This window comes from Thiocapsa sp. C2-2m (assembly GCF_041903745.1).
GTDB lineage: Bacteria > Pseudomonadota > Gammaproteobacteria > Chromatiales > Chromatiaceae > Thiocapsa > Thiocapsa roseilacustris.
In genome coordinates, this window is record NZ_JBBWVD010000009.1 from 1 (window position 1) to 21,663 (window position 21,663).

The 21,663-nt window shown below is 63.5% G+C and carries 24 protein-coding genes and 1 pseudogene; 16 read left to right on the plus strand and 9 right to left on the minus strand.

Annotated features, from left to right (window positions below):
* The first annotated feature begins 7 nt into the window (after window positions 1–7).
* Window positions 8–463, plus strand: coding sequence for a glutathione peroxidase (locus tag AADX97_RS08325; RefSeq protein WP_374233446.1), 456 nt, complete (start codon window positions 8–10; stop codon window positions 461–463).
* A 142-nt stretch (window positions 464–605) separates the two neighbouring features.
* On the opposite strand, the gene AADX97_RS08330 is transcribed toward AADX97_RS08325, so the two are convergent.
* Window positions 606–1,004, minus strand: a complete 399-nt coding sequence (locus AADX97_RS08330; RefSeq protein ID WP_374238545.1) for a hypothetical protein — start codon at window positions 1,002–1,004, stop codon at window positions 606–608.
* A gap of 399 nt (window positions 1,005–1,403) precedes the next feature.
* On the opposite strand from AADX97_RS08330, the gene AADX97_RS08335 reads away from it, so the two are divergent.
* Window positions 1,404–2,318 carry an alpha/beta fold hydrolase gene (locus AADX97_RS08335; protein ID WP_374233433.1) on the plus strand — a complete coding sequence of 305 codons (915 nt, stop codon included), beginning with the start codon at window positions 1,404–1,406 and terminating at the stop codon, window positions 2,316–2,318.
* A 360-nt stretch (window positions 2,319–2,678) separates the two neighbouring features.
* Here AADX97_RS08335 and AADX97_RS08340 read toward each other — a convergent pair whose 3' ends face one another.
* The 3 genes from AADX97_RS08340 to AADX97_RS08350 form a co-directional block, all read right to left on the minus strand.
* Window positions 2,679–2,873, minus strand: coding sequence for a hypothetical protein (locus AADX97_RS08340; RefSeq protein WP_374233432.1), 195 nt, complete (start codon window positions 2,871–2,873; stop codon window positions 2,679–2,681).
* A 103-nt stretch (window positions 2,874–2,976) separates the two neighbouring features.
* Entirely contained in the window at window positions 2,977–4,407 is a 1,431-nt protein-coding gene (locus AADX97_RS08345) for a hypothetical protein (RefSeq protein WP_374233431.1), read from the minus strand.
* A gap of 4 nt (window positions 4,408–4,411) precedes the next feature.
* Window positions 4,412–4,597, minus strand: coding sequence for a hypothetical protein (locus AADX97_RS08350; protein ID WP_374233430.1), 186 nt, complete (start codon window positions 4,595–4,597; stop codon window positions 4,412–4,414).
* Between the two features lie 128 nt (window positions 4,598–4,725).
* On the opposite strand from AADX97_RS08350, the gene AADX97_RS08355 reads away from it, so the two are divergent.
* Window positions 4,726–6,381 carry a tetrathionate reductase family octaheme c-type cytochrome gene (locus AADX97_RS08355; protein WP_374233429.1) on the plus strand — a complete coding sequence of 552 codons (1,656 nt, stop codon included), beginning with the start codon at window positions 4,726–4,728 and terminating at the stop codon, window positions 6,379–6,381.
* Window positions 6,381–7,034: a cytochrome b/b6 domain-containing protein gene (locus tag AADX97_RS08360; RefSeq protein ID WP_374233428.1), complete on the plus strand. Its 654-nt coding sequence runs from the start codon at window positions 6,381–6,383 to the stop codon at window positions 7,032–7,034. The genes AADX97_RS08355 and AADX97_RS08360 overlap by 1 nt, the downstream gene beginning before the upstream one ends.
* Window positions 7,035–7,111: 77 nt before the next feature.
* Here the strand turns inward: AADX97_RS08360 and AADX97_RS08365 are convergent, their stop codons facing one another.
* The 3 genes from AADX97_RS08365 to AADX97_RS08375 form a co-directional block, all read right to left on the minus strand.
* Window positions 7,112–8,476 carry a sensor histidine kinase gene (locus tag AADX97_RS08365; protein ID WP_374233427.1) on the minus strand — a complete coding sequence of 455 codons (1,365 nt, stop codon included), beginning with the start codon at window positions 8,474–8,476 and terminating at the stop codon, window positions 7,112–7,114.
* A 186-nt stretch (window positions 8,477–8,662) separates the two neighbouring features.
* The gene (locus tag AADX97_RS08370) at window positions 8,663–9,325 is read right to left on the minus strand and encodes a response regulator transcription factor (RefSeq protein WP_374233426.1); all 663 of its coding nucleotides are present in this window, start codon (window positions 9,323–9,325) and stop codon (window positions 8,663–8,665) included.
* Complete coding sequence (locus AADX97_RS08375; protein WP_374238546.1) at window positions 9,325–9,594, minus strand: PepSY domain-containing protein; 270 nt, start codon at window positions 9,592–9,594, stop codon at window positions 9,325–9,327. The genes AADX97_RS08370 and AADX97_RS08375 overlap by 1 nt, the downstream gene beginning before the upstream one ends.
* A gap of 232 nt (window positions 9,595–9,826) precedes the next feature.
* Between AADX97_RS08375 and AADX97_RS08380 the strand changes: the two genes are divergently transcribed.
* The 10 genes and pseudogenes from AADX97_RS08380 (at window position 9,827) to AADX97_RS08425 (ending at window position 19,028) form a co-directional block, all read left to right on the plus strand.
* Window positions 9,827–10,438 (plus strand): cytochrome b/b6 domain-containing protein, encoded by a 612-nt coding sequence (locus AADX97_RS08380; protein WP_374233423.1) that lies wholly within the window; start codon window positions 9,827–9,829, stop codon window positions 10,436–10,438.
* Window positions 10,438–10,806, plus strand: a complete 369-nt coding sequence (locus AADX97_RS08385) for a DUF1924 domain-containing protein (RefSeq protein ID WP_374233422.1) — start codon at window positions 10,438–10,440, stop codon at window positions 10,804–10,806. The genes AADX97_RS08380 and AADX97_RS08385 overlap by 1 nt, the downstream gene beginning before the upstream one ends.
* Before the next feature lie 16 nt (window positions 10,807–10,822).
* Window positions 10,823–11,425 carry a cytochrome C gene (locus AADX97_RS08390; RefSeq protein WP_374233421.1) on the plus strand — a complete coding sequence of 201 codons (603 nt, stop codon included), beginning with the start codon at window positions 10,823–10,825 and terminating at the stop codon, window positions 11,423–11,425.
* Between the two features lie 315 nt (window positions 11,426–11,740).
* Complete coding sequence (locus AADX97_RS08395) at window positions 11,741–12,034, plus strand: ethylbenzene dehydrogenase-related protein (protein ID WP_374233445.1); 294 nt, start codon at window positions 11,741–11,743, stop codon at window positions 12,032–12,034.
* Between the two features lie 242 nt (window positions 12,035–12,276).
* Window positions 12,277–13,206, plus strand: a complete 930-nt coding sequence (locus tag AADX97_RS08400; protein WP_374233420.1) for a cation diffusion facilitator family transporter — start codon at window positions 12,277–12,279, stop codon at window positions 13,204–13,206.
* A gap of 438 nt (window positions 13,207–13,644) precedes the next feature.
* A complete protein-coding gene (locus tag AADX97_RS08405) occupies window positions 13,645–15,903 on the plus strand; it encodes a TonB-dependent copper receptor (protein WP_374233419.1) in 2,259 nt (752 codons plus the stop codon).
* A 285-nt stretch (window positions 15,904–16,188) separates the two neighbouring features.
* Window positions 16,189–16,332, plus strand: a pseudogene (locus tag AADX97_RS08410) (DNA-binding protein); the annotation flags it as partial.
* Window positions 16,333–16,544: 212 nt separating this feature from the next.
* Window positions 16,545–16,847, plus strand: coding sequence for a PepSY domain-containing protein (locus AADX97_RS08415; protein WP_374233418.1), 303 nt, complete (start codon window positions 16,545–16,547; stop codon window positions 16,845–16,847).
* Window positions 16,848–17,034: 187 nt separating this feature from the next.
* Window positions 17,035–17,697, plus strand: coding sequence for a response regulator (locus tag AADX97_RS08420; protein ID WP_374233417.1), 663 nt, complete (start codon window positions 17,035–17,037; stop codon window positions 17,695–17,697).
* The gene (locus AADX97_RS08425; RefSeq protein WP_374233415.1) at window positions 17,694–19,028 is read left to right on the plus strand and encodes a sensor histidine kinase; all 1,335 of its coding nucleotides are present in this window, start codon (window positions 17,694–17,696) and stop codon (window positions 19,026–19,028) included. Before AADX97_RS08420 ends, AADX97_RS08425 begins: the two co-directional genes overlap by 4 nt.
* Window positions 19,029–19,280: 252 nt before the next feature.
* Here AADX97_RS08425 and AADX97_RS08430 read toward each other — a convergent pair whose 3' ends face one another.
* Together AADX97_RS08430 and AADX97_RS08435 are read right to left on the minus strand one after the other, a co-directional pair.
* The gene (locus tag AADX97_RS08430; protein ID WP_374233414.1) at window positions 19,281–19,991 is read right to left on the minus strand and encodes a nucleotidyl transferase AbiEii/AbiGii toxin family protein; all 711 of its coding nucleotides are present in this window, start codon (window positions 19,989–19,991) and stop codon (window positions 19,281–19,283) included.
* A complete protein-coding gene (locus AADX97_RS08435) occupies window positions 19,984–20,457 on the minus strand; it encodes a helix-turn-helix domain-containing protein (protein ID WP_374233413.1) in 474 nt (157 codons plus the stop codon). Before AADX97_RS08435 ends, AADX97_RS08430 begins: the two co-directional genes overlap by 8 nt.
* Before the next feature lie 373 nt (window positions 20,458–20,830).
* On the opposite strand from AADX97_RS08435, the gene AADX97_RS08440 reads away from it, so the two are divergent.
* Window positions 20,831–21,082, plus strand: a complete 252-nt coding sequence (locus tag AADX97_RS08440) for a type II toxin-antitoxin system Phd/YefM family antitoxin (RefSeq protein WP_374233412.1) — start codon at window positions 20,831–20,833, stop codon at window positions 21,080–21,082.
* A complete protein-coding gene (locus AADX97_RS08445) occupies window positions 21,079–21,333 on the plus strand; it encodes a Txe/YoeB family addiction module toxin (protein ID WP_374233411.1) in 255 nt (84 codons plus the stop codon). The genes AADX97_RS08440 and AADX97_RS08445 overlap by 4 nt, the downstream gene beginning before the upstream one ends.
* Window positions 21,334–21,663 lie beyond the last annotated feature (330 nt).

Here is a 21,663-nt window from a genome sequence, read left to right on the forward strand (position 1 = left end):
GCAGTGGATTCGGATCAGCCATGCTCGACAGATGAAGTATTCAGGGGCGACAGTTTGTCCTGCAGTGAAGTTTATTTTCGTAGCTTACTGGTTTCCTTGCCACTACTTTTTGAGAAGTTACGGCCTCGAGGCACTCTACCGCGAATACGGTGATCGCGGGTTGGTGGTGCTCGGCTTTCCGTCCAACGACTTTGCGAATCAGGAGCCTGGCACCGAGAAGGAGATCCAGGAGTTCTGCCGTCTGACCTATTCGGTGGAGTTTCCGATGTTCGAGAAGGTTCAAGTCCGCAAGGGTGCGGCGGCACCCTTCTTCGAGCACCTGGCCGGAGAGACCGGCGTCTACCCCGAATGGAACTTCTACAAGTATCTCATCGATCGAGACGGCAAGGTCGTCGAGGTGTTCCCGAGCCGCATCGGCCCGGAGAGCGAGAAGATGACCCAGGCCATCGAACGCCTGCTCTGACCGCCATCGACCGCCCGACCGTGTGCGTAAGACCGACCGGTCGGGTGGACCAGCGAGAGCGAAGCCCACGGAGTCCTGCGGCAGTGTTCATGGACAAAGCGGCGCTTGCCCCCGACGCCTCGGTCAGCTCGCCACGCCGGCTTCAGTTGCCATTGCCGGAGCCGAGACGGTCGCGCGCCATAGCCGCGGCATCCTCGATCCCCTGCTGTGCCCGGTCGATGATTGCCTTGCCTTGGGCGATCATCGCCTGCTTGACCGCCTCGGCGAGTACGGACCTGGAGAGCGACTCGCCGTCGATCGTCATGGTCTCCGGAGAGGTCGAATAGGCGGACAGTGGATCGCTCAGCGTCAACGCTGTGTCATCGACCGCATTGTAACGATAGTGGCAGGTCGCCTGCCGAGGCCGGCTTACGCCGTCGGACTCGAACCCCAGCACGACCGAAAGTCCTGAATGGCCTCGGGGCTTCGTCTCCACGCCGGTCCAGCGCACCGAGCCCGGCGAGGCGACCTGCGTCGCCACCAAACTCTTGCAGAAGCTCACGCGCACATCCTCGCGTGAGCCCGAACAGCTCGCAACCAAAACAGATGCAGTCGCGAGTGCGACGATGATTGCAGGGGAAGCTGTCGTGCGTTTGGTCATGGTGTTACCTTCTCCGAGTGATCCGGGGCTACCGTATGGGTCCCGACGAGTGGAGCGGTGCAGAGATTCCGAGACCGTCCGAGATCAACTTCGTTGTCGCTGTCGCTGTCGTTGTCGTTGTCGTAATCGACCATCGATACGACAACGACAACGAACGGTCTCGACACAAATGCTGTGCTGCACGAGGTTCTGGCGAGGTCTTACGAGCCCGTCGGACGGCCATTATGCTGCGCCGCTCCTCGCCGGGGTACCTCAAGAAGCAGACCCCGGCCTCGCAGCCGTTTTGATGGAGCAACGCCGATGGACTTTTCGACCCGGCATCGCCTGATGCTCGCCGACGGCCCTGTCGTCTATCGGAAGGTCACCGACGGCAAACCGCCTCTCCTGCTTGTCCACGGCTGGGGGGGTTCTTCGCGACACTGGCAGCACACCGCGGAACACCTCTCTGACATCCGCGATCTCTATGCCCTGGATCTCCCGGGTCACGGGGACACGCCCGTCAGATCCGGCACGGCCGGACCCGAAGCAATGGCTGGCTTGGTCATCGACTTCGCCGACCGCCTGGGCCTTGATCGCTTCGACCTCGACGGCCATTCCTGGGGCGCCGCCGTCGCGATCCTGGTGGCGGCATACCGGCCCGAGCGGGTCGATCGACTCGTGCTGACCAGCCTGGGAACGGCTCGAAACGCGCTCGAGCGTCTCGCCTTGACGCAGGCCTATCATCAGATGAACCTCGCCCTGTCGCTCTGGCGGCCCTGGCTAGCCATGTCCCGGCCATGGCTCGCGCTTTCGCGACCGGCGATCGACTGGCTCGGCGCTCAACCACTGGTATATCGGACGGTCGCAGCGCACGTTCTGCGCCAGCTCCCCGATGACGACGAGATGGTGCGTCTCGGCGTGCGCGAGTTTTTAAGCACGGATCCGCTCAGCGCGCTGGAGTGTGCGATCGGCGCCGGCAGTCCAGCCTTCCTGACGGCCTTGGAAACGATGACGACGCCGACCCTGATGGTGAATGCCGACGCGGACGCCGTGATGCCGCCATCCGGCGCCCGTGCGCTTGCGGCCAGGATCCGCAACGTACGGGAGGTTCGCCTCGAAGACTGCGGCCATTTGCCGATGATCGAGCAACCCGAGGCCTATCACCGAGCGCTACGCGAGTTCCTCACCGCGACTGCGCTCGTGTTGCCATCGAGCACGCACTCCGAAACCCGATGATCCTTTCGGCTCAAGCGGAGGACAGGCGCGATGTGGCCCAGAACTAAGGCGAATACCGGAAACCCTCATACCAACGGCGTAGGTTGTGCCGAGCCGCGCGAGGCACAACCAACCGTCGGCGCAAGTTGTGCTTCCTATCGTCAGCACAACCTACGGGTATGGAAGTTTGCGGAAATCACCTAAACCGTGCCGGCTCCGACAGGTGTCGGAGCCGGCACGGCCAAGCCAATCCAACACACGACGCATATCGCGTCAGGCGCGGTTTTAAAATGATCCGCCCTATCGGTGTGGGGTTTGTGAACGAGGGTGTTTTCCGGGAAAGCAACGACCGATGCGGGATACTGATTCCCTGAAATCGCCTTATCCCTTCACCTTCAAAGGCGCGAGCATCCGCATGGTGCGGATCTTCAGCTCGACCCTGAACTTGAGTGTTTGGTCGGCGCTGGGCTCGGCCTCGATGGGCTTGAGCACCACGTTGGACAGCCCGGCACCCGTCTCTTGATCGAAGGCGCGGCCGCGCACGGTCGCCACATCCCGCCGGGGCACGGTCGGCACCGCGTTTTTCCCCGTCTCACCAACGGGCGTGTTCCGGGGCACCGACTCCAGCGCCGCTCCATGCATGGCCGGCACAAGCCAGACGCGACAAAACGCGAAGCAGCTAGGGTGGAGGTGTCACCGACTGCCCGACTTGGGTCTCGACCGTCCAGCCCTCCGGGACGGTCACCTTTGGTAGGCTGTTTGCCCGCACATCGGGGCCAGCAACCGCCGAGGTAAAACCCATTATGACCTGGCCCTCCGGGTCGCTGATAGTGGTCACCGATGCGTTAGCCGTCGGGCCGAAGGCCGCCGATAGGCTCAGCCCACGCACCTGGAACTCACCTGGAGCCACCTCGATCAAGTCCTGATAAAGCACTACCGCCACCTCGGGATCAGCCGAAGGCGCTGGGGCTGCGATCATCAGCGCCAGTGTCGGGACCAGCGCGAGTGGACCAATGCCCTGCCGCCGCGCGTGCGGTTCATCGGCTTGCGCAAGAGCATGCGCTTGGATTCGGATCATCATCGACATACGGCGGTGTCGGCCGTGTCGGCCGGCAAACCTGGGATTTGAGTGGCCCGGCCCATCGCGGCGGCGGTTGAGCAGCTCGGTGAGGGGATCCGTATCGGCCAAGGCGCGGATCTGTTGGAACAAGCGGGCATTGATCTCGCGCTCGCGGCGCAGGTTCTGCTCGGTCTCTTGGAGCTTCACGAAGGTACGGGCGTTGGAAATGGCTAAACCACAGAGGTTGGAGATCGCCAGGCCGAGATTCAGATACTGATCCCGATAGGCCGGGAACGGGATCTCGCGCACCAGCATCAATCCCAGGACGGCATCCCGATAGTCGATGCGGAGGACAAAACCGCTCCCGGACGGCATGATCAGATAGCCTTCGTGCAGTGCGCCGAGCGCCTGCTGAAGATCGACGCGATCCCGAGGTCGCTCCTCCGCGGCGAAGATCTCCTTGACCCGCCCCTCCTCCACCTGGCCATACACCAGGTTCGTGCAGCCGAAAAGCATCGCGAAGAGCTCCTGAATCGCCGCGATCGTGGCCTCCTCGTCGGTGATGTGCGACAAGCGAACCAGCAGGTCGAAGGCCATGGCGTCATCGGCGACCTTGCGGTTGGCCTGCGCCAGGACATCTCTGGTCTTTGCCTCCACGGCGAGATTGCGCCACTTGGCGATGGCGCCCGAGAGAAAGAGCTTCAGATAATCCAATCCGACATAGCGGCTGCGGCACGGCAGACCCAGATACCGAGCCATCGCCTCGAGCGCCCCGAGGGCTGCTGCGTCGTTGCCTGTATCCAGGAGCACGCGAGGGTCCGGCGGCGCAGCACGCGTCTCGGTCTCGCACCCGAGAAGCACCAAGACGCCGTCACAACCCTCCGGCGGCGGTGTCTCGCGAGCCTCGGCGAGGTTGCACTGTCCGGGACGCAGGGTGCAGACGGCGGGGTAAGCCTGGACGCGCACGCCCCCCTCGCCGAGGCCCGCGAGGGCGGTCTCGACATCCCTGCAAAAATGGCTGCAGACCATCAGACACAGCGTATCCGCCACGCGGTCAGCTCCGGGGGCCCTTCGGTGGCAGGGAGCTTGCGCGCTCGAGAGAAAGATCGAGCGGATAGGTTCCCCAGCGATGGACCGCCTCGGAGATGGCCAGCAGCGTACCTTCGATCACGTACTCGGGTCGCGAGAAGTAGGTCTCGATGGAGAGTCCGAGCTCTTGAAAGTCATTGCGCCTCGTCACGGAAAAGACGACTGATCTGAACTAGTATGCTAGACCGTAAACGGGCGGGCGGCAGCGGTAGCGGTAGCGCATGTCCGGACCACGACCGGGCACAGACCCTGCCCCAGCTCACCTTCCGGAGCCACATCATGCGAGCCTCGATCGGCGTCGTCGCCGGCTTTCTTTTGATCGCACTCTTCAGCGTAAGCCCTGACGCCCGGGACACCTGGCCGACACCGCCGGCAGCAGCCGTTCCGGCTCCCCAGATCTCCGGACCGCTGCAGGGCGGCACCGCCGATCACACCAAGTTCGACCAGCTCAAGGGGCCCTTCAGCTCCGGGCCGGAGGTCACCGTCGCCTGTCTCGGCTGCCACACCGAGGCCGGCGATCACTTCATGCGCAACGTCCATTGGACTTGGTCCTACACCAACGAGGAGACCGGCCAGCAGCTCGGCAAGCGCTATCTCATCAACAACTTCTGCACCAACTCCCGCGGCAATGAAGGGATGTGCGCCCAGTGCCATGCCGGCTACGGCTGGAAGGACGAGAGCTTCGACTTCAGCGACCAGACCAATATCGACTGTCTGGTCTGTCACGAGACCACGGGCACCTATTACAAGACCCCGAACAGCGCCGGCAATGCGGCCTGCTCGGTCATGTTCGAGGGCAAGCCCCCGATCGATCTGGCCGCGGCCGCAAGGAGCGTAGGGCTGCCGCAACGCGCCAACTGCGGGGCCTGCCACTTCAACGGCGGCGGGGGCGACAACGTCAAGCACGGCGACCTCTCCTCGGCCTTGAAGAGCCCGCCGAGGACACTCGACGTCCACATGGGAGTCGACGGTCTGAACTTCGCCTGCACGGCCTGCCACATCACCAACCGCCATGTCTGGGCCGGCAGCCGCTACCAAGTCATCTCCAAAGACACCGAGGGCACGGGCAAGCCGGGCCAGCGCAGCGACGTGGCGACCTGCGAGTCGTGTCACGGTCTCGCGCCCCATCCGGTGGATTCGCTCGCGGGCTTCAAGCTCAACGATCACGTGCAGAGCATCGCCTGCCAAACCTGCCACATCCCCGAGATCGCACGCGGCGGTGTCGCAACCGTCGTCGATTGGGATTGGCGCACCGCCGGCAAGACGAGGGACGGCGAGGGCTATCACGAGGACGGCTACATCCAGGGCAACGGCGACCACCGTTACACCTACAAGTCGATCAAGGGCGATTTCACCTTCGACGAAAACTTTCCTCCCAGCTATGGCTGGTTCGATGGCCAAATGCTCTACACCACCATCGACACCAAGTTCGACCCGCAGGCCGAGTCCATCGAGATCAACGGCTTCAACGGCTCGCGCGAGGATCCAAAATCCCGGATCTGGCCCTTCAAACGCATGCACACCTGGCAGCCCTACGACAAAGGCAACGGCACCCTGGTCTATACCCATCTGTGGGGCGAGGACGATGCCGCCTACTGGGGCAACTACGACATGGGCAAGTCCATCGCCAAGGGCATGGCCGATTTCGGACTGCCGTATTCAGGCGAGTTCGGCTTCATCCAGACCATCTCCTGGTGGCCCATCACCCACATGGTCGCACCCAAGGAACAGGCGCTGGGTTGCGGCGACTGCCATACCCCCACAGGCAGCCGGCTGGCCTCGGTCGAGGGCGTTTACATGCCGGGCCGCGACCATAACCGCTGGCTGGACATTATCGGGACGCTTCTCGTCGCCGGCATCCTGGGCGGAATCCTCATTCATGGATTGGTTCGCTTCTTCTCGCCGTCCCATGGCTCCAAGGGAGAGCAGCACTGATGACCACACGCCGCGTCAAGATCTTCAGCCTGTTCGAGCGCTTCTGGCACTGGTCCCAGATGCTGCTCATCGTCACGCTGCTGATCACGGGTTTCGGGTTGCACGGCTTCCATGATCTCTTTACGTTCGAAGACGCGGTCACCTTGCATACCTCGGCCGCTTTCGCGCTGCTCCTGCTCTGGATCTTCAGTGTCTTCTGGCTCTTTACGACGCGCACCTGGCGCCACTTCATCCCGTCCGCAACGGGGATGTGGGGTGTACTGCGCTTCTACAGCTACGGCATCTTCAAAGGCGAGCGCCACCCCTACCGCAAGGCCTATTGGCGCAAGCACAACCCCTTGCAGGCGTTGGCCTACCTCATGCTAAAGATCGTGCTGTTTCCGGCGATCTGGATCACCGGACTCGCCTATCTCTTCTATTTCGCGTGGCGCGACGTGCCCGATGCCACGCAATGGCTCACCGGCGTCGCAATGGTGCACACGGCGGCGGCCTTCATGATCCTGGCGTTCGTGCTCATCCATGTCTACATGCTCACCATCGGGCATTCCTTCCGCGAGCATCTCATGCCGATGATCAACGGCTTCGACGAGGTGGATCTATCCCCCGAGGAAGAAGCCTATCTGAGCAAGGATCAGCCGGGAGACATCCGCTGACACGAAATCCGGCGGTCGCCGGGCGTAAGTGCGAGTAAATTCGCACCTACGCCCGGATTGTGCGAATGAATTCGTACCTACGCGGACTGAGCCATCGGCAGCTGAACCCGCACCGAAAGCCCTCCTTTTTTCCCGGGCTCGAAATCGAGCGCCCCGCCGTAGGCGTCCACCACATCCCGGGCGATCGCGAGTCCAAGACCGTTGCCCTCTTTACGCTCGTCGAGACGCAAGCCGCGCTCGCCCAGCCTAGGAATCTGCTCGGGTGGGACACCGGGGCCATCGTCCTCAATGCCGATCTCGATTCGATCGCTGACGCTCACCCGGATATCCACCTCGTTCCGCGCCCATTTCGCGGCGTTCTCCAGCAGATTCCCCAGCAGCTCCAGCAAATCGTCGCCGATGACGGCGGCCCGGGCCTGCGCAGGCGCGACCAACTGCCAGTCGAGCCGCGCGCCCTCCGGGGTGCGTTGCAGCGTGCGCAACAGTCGGTGAATGGTCTCGACCACGTCGGCATAGGAGGGCTGTAGACCGGTACCGGAGCGCAACCGGGCGCGCACCAGCTCGCGCTCGACCCGTCGCCGCATGGCCATCGCCAAGTGCTCCAGATCGTCGGCCAGGGGCGCGTTGCCCTGCTCGCGCAGGCGCTGCGCATCGGCCACCAGCGCACCCAGCGGGGTTTTGAGTCCGTGAGCGAGGTCAGCTGTCCAGGCCCGCGCGCGCTCGATCGCCTGCTCTCGGGCCTCAAGCAGTGCGTTGACCTCGCCGACCAGCGGCATGACCTCGTCCGGGTAGGCTTCAGCGAGCCGCCGCGTCCGGCCGGTGCGAATCTCACCGAGACCGCGACGCACCGCATCGAGCGGCACAAGACCGGTCTGGATCTGCACGAAGGTCGCCAGAGCCAGAACAATCCCAATGAGGCCAAGATAGGGCAGCATGTCGGCCGCGAAGGCATCACGCGCCGCGATCAACTCCGCCCGATCGACCCCGACCATGAGGCGCAAGGGCATGAGCCCGCCGGCCGCCTGCAGGCGAATCCGACGCTCGCGCACCAACAAAATCTGTGCGTCCGGACCCATGACCTCGTGGGCGTGGACGGTTCCGGGATTCAGGTCGTCGTCGGTCAGCTCGACCAGATGATCCCAGAGCGAGCGCGAGCGCAGGAGCCCCGGGCGCGCCGGGCCGTCGATCTGCCAATAGAGCCCGCTCAAGGGCTGAGCGAAACGCGGGTCGGCCGGCTCGCGAGCGAGCTGAACCTCCCCATCCGGCGTGATCGTCATCGCTGCGGCAAGCTGGTTGAGCTGCGCGCGCAGCTCCTCGCCGATGCGCCGCTCGACATGGCGCTCGAAGAGGGTCAGGAGACCGAGCCCGGCCACCGCCAGGGCCAGCGTGATGGAGAGTGCGGCTCCGATCCAGAGGCGGGCGCGTAGAGAGCGGCGGGCCATGTTAAACCGCGTCTCGCGCGACACGTTGGGTTCGACTGTAGACCATACACCGCAGCGACCAAGCCTCTTGGAGATGACGCGGTTTAAGTCTTTTCAGATTTTCGCTTGAACCGCGTCTCGCCGAGCGCCCGCCGGACCTCGAGCGATCGCGCTCACTCCAACACAGGCTTGGACTCCGGACGCGGTTCAATACGACTCCTCGACCAAATACCCGAACCCACGCCGCGTTTGAATCAAATCCACCCCGAGCTTGCGGCGCACCCGCCCGACCAGGACCTCGACGGCGTTGGACTCGCGCTCGAAGTCCTGGGCATAGAGCTGCTCGGTGAGCTCGAGCTGGGAGACGACACGCCCGGCATGCTGCATCAGATAACTGACGAGACGGTATTCCTGGGGGGAGAGATGGACCGGGACACCCTCGACCGTCACGGCCATCCGGCGGGTGTCGAGTACGAGCGGGCCGTTGACAAGCACGGCGCTGGCCTGGCCCGCGGACCGGCGCACCAGGGCGCGCAGACGCGCCAGCAGCTCCTCCATCCGGAAGGGTTTAGGTAGATAGTCGTCTGCACCGGCGTCGATACCCTCGACACGCTCGTGCCAATCACCCCGCGCGGTCAGGATGAGCACCGGAAAACGCTGCCCGTTCGCCCTCCATTTACGCAGGATCGAGAGCCCGTCCATGCTCGGCAGCCCGAGATCCAGGACCGCCGCCGCATAGCTTTCGGTATCACCCTTGAACCAGGCGACCTCGCCGTCAGCCTCGTGATCTACAACGAAACCCGCAGCCGTCAGCGCCGCGACCAGGCCCTCGGCGAGCCGCACGTCGTCCTCGACCAAGAGCAGGCGCATCAGTCTTCCTCCACCGCGAGGATCTCGGCCGTCGGCGCATCCACCAACACCTCCACCCGTCGCCCGTCCGGCGCGATCAGTTTGATCTCGTAGACCCAACGCTTCTTGCCGAGCCAATTCTCGCGCTCGAGCTCCACCTCGATGACCTCGCCCGGAACCTCCTCCGCGACCCGTCGCAGGATCTCGGCGATCGGCCGAACCTCACCCTGCTGCAGGGCGTGTCGGGCACGGTCGTGATCATGGCGCGCCTCGTCATTGCCTTCATGCACTCGGGAGTCCGCGAGAGACAAGGCCGGAGCCAGAGCGGACGCCATGAGGGCGGCCAAGAGTCGATGACGGAACGGCTGAGTGTGCATGGAACCCATTATGGACCGAACCAAGCTGACCGTTTGCTGACAAGGGCGCACAGGGTTTCGTCAGGCTCGCCCCGGTAATCTGCAACCAGGCCAAGATCGATCGAGGCCAAACCATCCTCAACGCAGAGATCAGGAGAGCACTCAGATGACCACCGAGACCATGGTCGCACCGACGATCACCCAAACGGATAGCCCGGAACGCATCCGCGTCTGGGATCCTCTCGTTCGAATCTTCCACTGGGCACTGGTCGGCGGTTTCGCCACCGCCTTCATCGTCGAGGACGACCTCCTCGGCGTGCATGTCTGGGCCGGCTATTTGGTGCTGAGCCTGATCGCCGTTCGTCTGGCGTGGGGCCTGATCGGCACCCGTCACGCCCGTTTCAGCGATTTCGTCCGCAAGCCGAGCGACGTCCTGGCCTATGTCCGGGACGCCCTGCGGCTGCGCGCTCCGCGCTACCTCGGCCACAACCCGGCCGGCGGTGCGATGGTGATCGCCCTGATGATTGCGGTCGTGCTGACCGGACTGAGCGGGCTGGCGGTTTACGGCGCGGAAGAGCTCTCGGGTCCGCTGGCACCGATGATGAGCGCACTGCCGGGATTTTGGGGCCACTTCTTCGAGGACGTCCACGAGGTCATGGCCAATCTCACGCTCGTCCTCATCGTCGCCCATGTGGCCGGCGTCATCTTCTCCAGCCTGTCCCATCGGGAAAACCTGATCGGCGGCATGATCACCGGCTTAAAACGGAAGGACATCTGATGAAACGCAACATGAATGCAACTCTGGCCATTCTGATCCTCGTGTCCGGCGCCACGGCCCTCCCGACCGCGTCCTTCGCCGGCGACGCCACGGCGGGCGCCGCGGGTTGGACAAAGGAATACCCGCAAACCGACGGCTCGCCGGCGCGCAGCTGCGTCACCTGCCACAACCGTGACCTGACCAAGCCCGGCCGACACGCGGTGACCAACAAGGTCATCGAACCCTTGGCGCCATCGGTGAATCCGCAGCGCCTGACGGATCAGGCCAAGGTCGAGAAATGGCTGCTGCGCAATTGTCGCTGGACCCTCGGGCGCGAATGCACAAGCGATGAGAAGGCCGATTTCATCAGTTACATCGAAACCCAGTAATCAGGAGCTAACTCCCATGCGGACATCGACCAAAACGATCGCCATGCTGGCTATCACAATCCTTTCCTTGGGCGCCGTCGGCCTGGCCGTCGGCGATTCCGACGACGACGATTACGAAAAACACGAGAAAGGCGGCGGTTGGGTGAAGTCGCGCCCCGATGTCGCCCCGGTCGTGAATGCGACCTACAGCGAGGAATGCGGCTCCTGCCACATGGCCTATCAGGCGGGTCTGCTGCCCGGCGATGCCTGGGCGCAGATCATGAGTCCCGCCGGGTTGAGCAACCACTATGGCGACGACGCCTCGCTGGCCGACGACGTCCGCACCGATATCACCGCGTTTCTGCTCAACAACTCGGCCGACCAAGCCGAGCGCTCGCGCTCACGGGCCTTTGCCGTAGGCGCGAATCAATCGGTGCAGGCCGAGGGGACGACGCTCCCGCGGATCACCGAGACCCGTTACTTCATGCACGAGCATGACGAGATCCCGGCCCGTCTGGTGACGGACAACCCGGAGGTCGGCAGCTTCAGCCAATGCAGCAGTTGCCACCGCGGCGCCGCCGAGGGCATCTACAACGAAAAACAGGTCTCCATCCCCGGTCATGGACGCTGGGAGGACTGAGGTCCCCCTAGGGAGGCACGAGCTCCGGACTTCATCCTCGGCGACCGGGTGCGGCATGATCGCCGGTCGGCCAGCGAGCGGGGTCCGACCGACGACTGAACCACACGCTCGGGGAGGCGCCGGCGGAATTGCGTTGCCTCGGGGTCGGCGGTACAAGTCGGAGAGCAACCCGCACGCAAGATACGCGAGGGCTCTTCACCAGCGCAGCTCCGATCCGAGCCACGACAACAACGACGACCACCACCAGAGGAACCCGAAGATGATTGCGAACCCGAGAAGACAGACGACGGCCTTGTCGGCCATGCTCGTCGCCACCTGCGCGTTTTCCGCTCCCGCGCTCGCTGCCCGCGCACTCGAAACGGTGACGGCGATCGCCTTCGATACGGCGCCGACCCTGAGGGCGACCGCGGCGATATCGCGCTCGGGTTGTCCTGGAACGACGGGGTCTGGACCATGGAGATGCGGCGCAAGCTGGTCACGGGCAGCGAGACCGACGTGCAGTTCGAGGATCTAGCAGCGGCCTACCCGTTCGGCGTCTCGGTGTTCGACAATGCCCAGGTCAGGCACGCCTTTATGCAGAAGCCGATCGCGCTGGTGTTCGAGGAATAGGGCGCGCGGGGCATTCGCTCTCTTGTGAGAGCCTCCAGCTATCAGCTATCAGCTATCAGCTATCAGCTATCAGCTATCAGCGTTCGGCGTTCGGCGTTCGGCGTTCGGGGCTCGATGTCCGGGGTTGGATCCGGGCGGGTTGTTGTGCCCGCCAGGGAATAACATCAACGCCGGCCAACTGCGACTCGAAGCTGGAGGCTGGAGGCCGGCGGTTCTAATCACCCTAAACAAGGAGCACCGCAGTGAGTCCGAGCACACCCGAGACCGCTAGACCAGCCAGATCCGGAGCCTCGAACGAAAGACTGCTGCGTCTGGCCACCTACGCATCGGTCGCGACGGCCTGTCTGCTGATTTTGGCCAAGCTCGGGGCCTGGTTGGTCACGGGATCGGTCAGCGTGCTGGCCTCGTTGGTGGATTCGGCGATGGACGCGGGCGCCTCGCTGGTGAACCTGCTGGCGGTGCATTGGTCGCTGATGCCGCCGGATGCCGAGCACCGCTTCGGTCACGGGAAGGCCGAAGCCCTCGCCGCGCTCGGACAGGCGACCTTGATTGCCGCCTCGGCGGTATTCCTTGGCGTGCAGGCGGTCGACCGTCTGCTGCATCCGCAACCCGTCGCGGAGGCCGGAGTCGGCCTGCTGGTGATCGGTTTCGCGATACTGGTCACGCTGGCCTTGTTGGCCTTCCAGCGGCATGTCATCCGCCGGACCGGGTCGGCGGCGATTCGGGCGGATGCCCTGCACTACGCGACGGACCTGGCCACCAATGCCGCGACCCTGGTGGCCTTGCTGCTCGCCTCCGCCGGCTGGTCCGGATTCGATCCGCTGTTCGGACTGGCGATCGGGGTCTACATCCTCTACAGCGCCTTGCGGATCGGCTTCGACGCCGTTCAACTCCTGATGGACCGCGAGCTTCCGGAAGTAGCACGCCGACAGATCCTGAACCTTGCGGCTTCGGTTCCCGGCGTGCTGGGGGTGCATGGCTTGCGGACACGCCGATCCGGACAATCCCTGATCATCCAACTGCATCTGGAGCTCGACGACGCCATGCCGCTGCTGGCCGCACATCAGGTAGCGCTCGACGTCGAGGCACGCATTCGAGTGGAGCATCCGGACTCGGACATCACCATCCATCAGGATCCGGTCAGCCTCGGCGAAGAGAGCTTGCCGGTTTAAACCGCGCCCAGAGCGGTATGCGATGTTAGTGGATGGGATCGGCCCCGACAGACTCGACGAGCGTTGGAACCGGCGCGGTTTAAGATATTAAAAAATGTATAATTTTAACCGCGTCTCTCGCTATCGGCTGTGGATGCACCAAACGTCGAGCTCACTTGCAAATGAGCCTCTCGCTCTGGACGCGGCTTAACAACGCGCGGTTTGCTCGGCCTCTGCCCCTCATCGAGATCGACAGGACGGCTGAGCCTTGGTCTCTTCCGAACAACGTCACTGGATGGCCGAGCGAGACTTTGCGCGATATCGGGCACACGCTCGGCGATATCACCTACTCTCTCCTGTCTCCGATCAGTAAAACCTCGAATCCCGGCAACCGGGGAAAGAACTTAGATAGGCTCCTCCGCCACTCGATCACGCAGACGAGACGCGGAGGCACATCCAATGAGCACACTAAGATTAAGGTCTTGGAGCCATCGACTCCCGAACCGAGGCACGAACCTGGCGAGGCTTCAGGTCGCCAACAAGACAGGGATACGGGCGCCGGGAAGGGTACCGCTCGGCAACCAGATCACCGCCTGGGCCGGCATCCTGATCGCTATGCTGGCGGGACTCTCGGTCGCGCTCTGGGTCGACACGGCGACCGCGCAAACCCCGGATGACGGCGGCGTGGTCCTGCCCGAGCTCGAGGTGACCGCGGAGCGCCCGGACGCCCTCCCGCCCGCGACCTTCGTCGCACCCATCGTCGAGGTCACACCCGGCCTTCCGGCAGACGGCGGCGACCTCCTGCGCTCCGTCCCCGGCGTGAGCGGCTCCCGGATGGGCGGTTTCGGCATCGACCCCATCATCCGCGGCCAGACCGCCAGCCAGCTCAATATCCTGATCGACGGCGCCTACGCCTTCGGCGGCTGTCCCAACCGGATGGACCCGCCGACCGTCTATGTGGATCTGGACAACTACGACTCGGTCACCGTCATCAAGGGATCCCAGACGGTCCGCTACGGTGGCGGCGGGAGCGGCGGCACCATCCTGTTCGAGCGCGACACCCCCCGTTTCGATCCCGACGAGGTCTTCCGCGCACGCTTCACCGGCGGCATCACCGACAACTCGCACACGAACAACTTGGGCGCGGACGTGACGGTCGGAACCCCCGAGGGCTTTGCCCGCGCCACCGGCCAGTATCAGACCGCGGACAATTACGACGACGGCAACGGCAACCCGGTGCGCAGTGCCTACAACACCGAGGGGGCCGGTCTGTCGCTCGGCCTCACCCCGAACGATGATACCCGTGCCGTTCTGAGCTACGACCATACCCACGACTGGGATGTCCTCTACGCAGGCGCCGGCATGGACGGCATCTACAGCGACAGCGACCAGTGGCGTCTCCGCCTGGGTCAGGACACCCCGCTCGGTCCCTTCGCCGCGGTGAAGGCGGAGCTCTACAGCGTCTCGGTCGATCATCTGATGGACAATTACAGCCTCCGGCCCCTGACCGGCATGTTCAAGATGCGCGCCCCCAGCACCGCCGATACCGTAGGCGGGCGTCTGACCGCCGATCTGGAAGCGATGGGCATGAATTGGACCCTCGGGACCGACTATCTCCAGGTCGATCGCGACGCCACGCGCTTTTGGAACTACCGCTCCGCGGCGGTCGATGTCCCCAACTCATATCTCTGGCCTGACGTGGTGAATTCAGACCTCGGCCTCTTCGTCGAGATCGAGCGCCCCTTGACCGAGCAATCCCGACTCACCGCCGGGCTGCGCTACGACCGCACCGAGGCCAGCGTCTCGCAGTCGCGTGCCGCGCTTGTGCCCGTCGGACCCGCCTGGGTGCGTTCCGCCGAGCAGTTGTATCGCGCCTACTATGGTGTCGGCGCCGAAGACACGGACGAAGACAATCTGGGCGGATTCCTGACCTACGCGCACATCCTCGACGACGGCATCTCCTTTTCGGTTGGGGTCAGCCGCACCCTGCGCTCCGCCGATGCCACCGAACGCTACATTGCCTCCAACGCCGCCCCGTCCACGGTCGCAAACAATCAACGCTGGGTCGGCAACCCCGGCCTGGATCCCGAGGCGCATCATCAGATCGGCGTGACGCTGGCCAAGGTCGCCAAGCTCTGGAACACCCAGCTCGACCTCTTTTACGACCGGGTCGACGATTTCATCTTGCGGGATCGCGCCCATGGCCAGCCGGGGATCTTGCTGGCCGACGGCACCTTCATCTATCGGAATATCGACGCCGAGCTCACCGGCGGAGAATGGACCGGCTCGATCGAGTTTGCCCGGCACTGGCGAGCCGGCGCCTCGCTCGCCTATGTCTATGCACAGAATCGCACCGACTCCACACCCATCGCGCAAACACCGCCGCTCGGCGGCACCGTCAGCCTCGACTATCTCGCCGAGCGTTGGTCCGTCGGCACCAGGTTGAACTGGAACGACACCCAGGACCGCGTTGACGACGACCCGCTCACCGGGAGCGGCCTGGATGTCGGCCCGACGCCCGGCTGGTGGATCCTCGACCTCTATGGTCAGGCACGGATCTCAAAGGCCGCGACGCTCAGCCTCGGCGTGGACAACCTCTTCGATCGCGCGTACGCCTATGCCGTGAACCGCGCGAACGTCGATCCCTTCAACCCGGGTCCGGTGCAGGTCAACGAGCCGGGACGGCAGTTGTGGGCCCGGGCGTCGCTTGAGTTTTGACAAGACGCGTCATCCTGGCCGGGGTATCTTCATCAATTGCATCGGCACCCACAAGGAATAGGGTGCCGCGGACGCGGAGACCTCGATCATCGTTTCGGCCACATCGGCAGTGTCCAGATCGTCACCCGGGTACGCCGACTTTAGTCGGCTCCCGGGGAGGCGGACTTCAGTCCGCCGTGCGGGCGCACTCGGGCGACCAAAGTCGCCCGTACCCGGGAGCCGACTGAAGTCGGCGTACCCGAGTGTGCGGCCGGAGTTTGGCATCCGGTCGGGAACCCTAGCGGCCTGGAACCCCTCATCGGCAAGAGCAACCGGGTCTACGAAATCCTCAATCGCAAACGGCCGTTGACGCTGCCCATGATTCGCAGGCTGCACCGGCACCTCGGTATTCCCGCCGAGGTGCTGATCGCGGAGACGGTGAACAGGTAACCTTGGAAGCCGAGACGCTGACACACAACCCACCCACGCTCACCTCCGCGCTCGATTTGAACTCCAGTTCAGCGCCAATTCAGTTTAGGGAACGAGACTGCATCCGGGGCGAAGGCGACACATGGGTCGCCTTCGACCCAGTCGGCTTGCTCTGGCCCAAAAGGGAAGACGAGCCACAAAGGCTACTCATCCCAACCAAGGGGACCAGGCGCATGCAGAGACCGCGGCTAACGGCAATCGCCGTCTCGGTTGGACTCTTGTCGGTCACGGGCGGTGCCATCGCCGGTGATCGGCTCGACCACGACGAGATCAAGCAACTGCGCGAGACCGGACAGATCCTGCCGATGGGCGAGGTGATGGCCAGCGCCCAGACCGTGCAGCCCGGCCAGCTCGTCGAGGCCGAGCTCGAACGCGAGGACGGCGTCTATCTCTACGAGATTAAGATCCTGGCCGCGGATGGGACGGTCCACAAGCTTTATCTGGACGCCGCGACTGGCGAGGTCATTAAGCACTGAACCGCGCCCGGTACCGCATGCGCTCCTGTATCCTTTTGCAATCTTTCGCTCACCAACACATGCGGCGGCAGACGCGGTTCAGTGTATTGAATTTACTCATCTTAAATCGCGTCGACTCCAATGTTCTTATGAACCTCCGGGATCCAATCATCAGGGCGACACCGTTTGTCGCTCGGGACGCGATTTAATGCGCCTGCTGCTGGTCGAGGATGACATGGCCCTCGCGGCCGAGCTGCAAAAGGCGCTCAAGTCCTCGGGCTTCGTCCTGGATCACGCCGCCGACGGCGTCACGGGCGAGGCGCTCGGCGCCGGCGAACCCTACGACGCCATTGTCCTCGATCTCGGGCTCCCCGGACGGCCCGGATTGACGGTGCTGCGCAACTGGCGCGTGCGCGGTGTGACGACACCTGTCCTGGTGCTCACCGCGCGCGACGCCTGGCACGAGCGCGTCGACGGGCTCAAGGCCGGCGCCGACGACTATCTCGGCAAGCCGTTCCACATGGAAGAGCTAGTCGCGCGCATCAATGCCCTGACGCGTCGTGCGGCGGGCAATCTGCGCAGCGGTCTTGAGGTCGGCGGGCTTCGTCTCGACGAAGACCTACAGCAGGTCGTCCTTGCCGACGGCAGCGCCCGGGAGCTGACCGGCACCGAGTTCAGGCTCCTCCGCTATCTGATGCTCAATCCCGACCGGATCCTCTCCAAGCCCCAGATCATGGATCATGTCTATGAGCTCGAGGCCGACCGGGGCAGTAATCTGATCGAGGTCTATGTCCGGCGTCTGCGCGAGAAGATCGGCAAGGACCGAATCCAGACCCTGCGGGGTCAAGGCTATCTGTTCCCGCGCCGATGAGATCGCTGGAGGGTCGTCTTCAGCTGGGCTTGGCCGCCAGTCTGGTGGTCCTGATCGGGGCGGTCTGGTGGATCGGGCATGCGGCCCTGCACCGCACCGCAGACGCCTTCGTGCTCTCGCGACTGGCGCACGATGCCGAGGCGCTGGTCGGCGCCTTGTCCCGAAACCCGGATGGAAGACTCAAGCTCGGCCAGCAACGGCTCACACCGGTCTACCACCAGCCCTATTCCGGGCACTATTTCGTGATCGAGACCCGAGACGGGCAACGCATGCGGTCACGCTCGCTCTGGGATCAGGATCTCGCCGGTCGGCCGCTTGCACCTGGCGTGTCGGAATATTGGCGCGCCGTCGGCCCTGAGCAGCAGCGACTGCTGGTGCTGGGAGGCGGCTACCGGTTGGAGGGCGGTGACTTTGCGGTTGCCGTCGCGGAGGATGTCACCACGCTCGATCATGCCCTGGTGCACTACGAGCGACTGTTCGCCGCGATGGCGGTCGGCGGCTTGCTCCTGATGCTGCTGGTGCAGCGGTTCGTCGTCCGACGGGCCTTCGCGACCCTCGTCCCCGTCTACCGCGACATCGGCCGCCTGGAGTCTGGCGAGACCGTCGCCCTGACCGAGCAAGTGCCGAGCGAGATCCTCCCCCTGGTGCACAAGCTCAACCGGCTGCTGCTGCTGTTCACCCAGCGCCTGGCGCGCTCGCGTACCGCCGCGGGAAACCTGTCGCACGCGATCAAGGGGCCGCTCGGTCTGTTGCGACAACAGCTTCATGACCCGGCGCTGTCGATCGATGCACACACACGCGAGGCACTGATCGAGCAAGTCGAACGCCTGCACCGCCTCGCCGAGCGCCAGCTCAAACGCGCGCGCCTCGCCGGTGCCGGCGGGGCCGGCCTTCGCTTCGACCCGAACGAAGAGCTGCCGACCCTCACCCGGCTTCTAGGACGCATCCATGCCCCGAAGATCCTCGATATCCAGCTCGACATCCGCACCTCCGGCCCGCTCGACGCCGACCGGGAGGACATGCTGGAGCTGCTCGGCAACCTGCTCGACAATGCCTGTAAATGGGCGAACGGGCGGGTGAGGTGCAGCCTACTGACGGAGGGCAAGGCACTGGTCTTCAGGGTCGAAGACGACGGACCCGGCTGCTCCGATGCCGAGATCGCCGACATCACCGGTCGAGGGGTCCGACTCGACGAGGAGGTCAGCGGCCACGGACTCGGCCTGGCGATCGCCACGGAGATCGTCGAGAGCTACCGCGGGCACATCGCCTTCGGCCGCTCGTCCGCGCTCCGCGGCTTGTGTGCAGAGGTCAGATTGCCGGTGAGTGAATGAGGGTGGAATCTCGACACGCCGGAGTCGCTCGACGCAGACAACGCCTCTGATTCCGGACTTGAGGTTCGCTCCGAGCGAGGCTTTTGCGGGAAAGCGATCTGATCCCTCGTCGCCCTCATCCGGAGGATCCCGCTACCGCGATCGAAGTGCGGTTCATTGATGTGAAGGGCCGTGCCGGCGTCGGCGAGATCGCCCTCACTGGCAACGAGTACAAGACCGCGCCTGCTCGGCTAGGGCGTGACAGGATAGGCGTTATTTCGAGGGCAGGATCCGCCGCAACGCGCGGATTCTCTGCCAGATCTGCGCTTTGGGTAGGTTGATCGCCATGGCCAGCATGCAGCGCTCCAGCCATCCGTCTCTGTTCTGCATTCGGTCAATCGCCTTTTCGAGATCCTGCAGGATGGATCCCCCGTAAGCGTGCTCCGCCTTCGCGACCGCTTCTCGCAGTAGCCCCAGGCGTGGGGTCATCATTGCTAAATCGATCAGGTCGCGGCTGAAGGCGGCATCGTCGGCCCAGCGATCGGAGTTGGCCAGCAGCTTGCCGGTGACCATGTCCAGCGGAGTCAATGTCGCAATACCGCAGATCGCGTCGCTCGGGGTCGGCGCCGCCAACGCCACGCGCCCTTCCAAAACGATCTCGAATTTGATTGGCTCCTCGCCCACCAGCAGCGCTGTCCTGATGCCGTACTGATCGGCCCTCAACGCTCGCGCTTCCTTCAAAGGTATCGCGTCTCGACGAACAATCGCTGCGATGCCGGGAGGTCCGGTGAGCAATTGGCGCAAGGTGCGATAGCCGGCGAGATCCGAAACCATGAAATGGATGTCGACCGACTCGCGATACTCTCCGTAACGCAGCGCGATCAGGGTGCCTCCGCCGAACAGGCACTTGTTCTCTCTGAACAGGGGTCCGTCGAGCGCGGACAACACCTGCGCGACGCTGTGGTGATGCGGCCGCTCAAACAAGGCTGTGCGTCTCCCCAAGCGCACGGCATAACGCATCGATCAGTTCCCGCTCGCGTGGCTCCAAGGCATCGAGGTCCAGATAGCGCCGGTTGCGCTCGTAGATCCCCAGTGCCTCGACGGGCGTCAAAGCGTCCGTTCCATGAACTTGCCAAGCCAGGCGCTTGAGTTGCGGATAGTCCTGGAGCCGAATGCGAACCGGAATCCAGCCTGGTTTTGCGTGGTCACCGACGGCGTCGACCGGTTGATCCGGCGCGAGGATGCCGAAATCCAGACCCAATGCCACGATGGCGTTCAGATAGGCACCGATCGTGACTGCAGGCTCGCCTTTTTCGATCCGGTGCAGCGTGACCCGCGACATACCGGCAGCCTCGGCCGCTACCGTGGCATTCACCCCGAGCGCTTTGCGGCGCACACGAATCTGCTCGCCAAGCACCTTGAGCTTAGCGGTCGCGGCAGGGCTGGTCACGGGAGATCGAGCGGGCATAGTGTTTACCATTCTAGGCAAAGAGACCCTTCTGTTAAGAATGAGAAACGCTTTGATGACCCGGAGCGCTTGCGATTCCAAGATAACTCGGGCGTTTTGGTTCGCACGCGGGATCGACGCAGACGTGTGTCGGGGGCGCCCATCCCCTCCGCCATCCGCGCCCGTGACCGGGACGGTCTACCAAATTCCCTTCTCGGTCGCGGTATGCTGCCAAGGAGCAAAGGAAACCTTGCGCGCCAACAATTGAGGCTCGCGTGCTGAGTTAATCGAGCCCCTTGTTTCCCGTGGGCGGCTTGTTACATACCAACCATTAACGTACAATTAGTTGTACAACTGAACCGCGGGAGGCCCTGCCGTGAACACGATTACTTACTCGGAAGTACGCGCTAAGTTAGCAGAGACGATGGAAAAAGTATGCGATGACCACGCCCCAATGATTGTTACCCGAAAAAACTGCCGATCCGTGGTGATGATTTCCCTCGACGACTACCAAGCTCTGGAAGAAACAGCCTATTTGCTTCGCAGCCCGAAAAACGCCCAAAGACTGCTCGCATCGATTGCTGAACTTGAGAATGGTGGTGGTACCGAGCGGACATTGACTGAATGAAATTGATTTTCTCTGAACACGCATGGGACGATTACTTGTATTGGCAACGCATGGATAAGAAGTTGGTCAAACGAATCAGCCTGCTCATACAGGACATCCAGCGCACCCCTTTTGAGGGAATTGGCAAACCCGAACCATTGAAGCATGCGTTATCAGGTTATTGGTCTCGCAGAATAGACGACGAACATCGGCTTGTCTACAAGGTGGAAACTGATTCCATTCTTATCGCTCAGCTTAGGCATCACTACTGACCGTTCGCGCCCATAACGTGACCTGATTATATTTAAGCCAGCCGTCTTTTCACCCGGTATGCTGCCAACCAGGCACCCCGAAGGTTCACAGTGGGCCGAATATGTCCCAAATCAGCCCCGGAAATCCGTCACCTGGGACTGTGTCGCGACGCTCGGTGGTGCTGGCTGAAGCTCCTTTCTCATCAGGTGACGCCAACCACAGCCCGCGCCAAACTGTGGTCTGAGCGCGTGGGAAGGCCGCAGTTTGGCGTCTGAACTCGTGGGCATGTAAGGCAACCTCTTCTCTGATCTTTACTCTCGGGCGAACGCCGGAACCAAGTTAACTGTCCA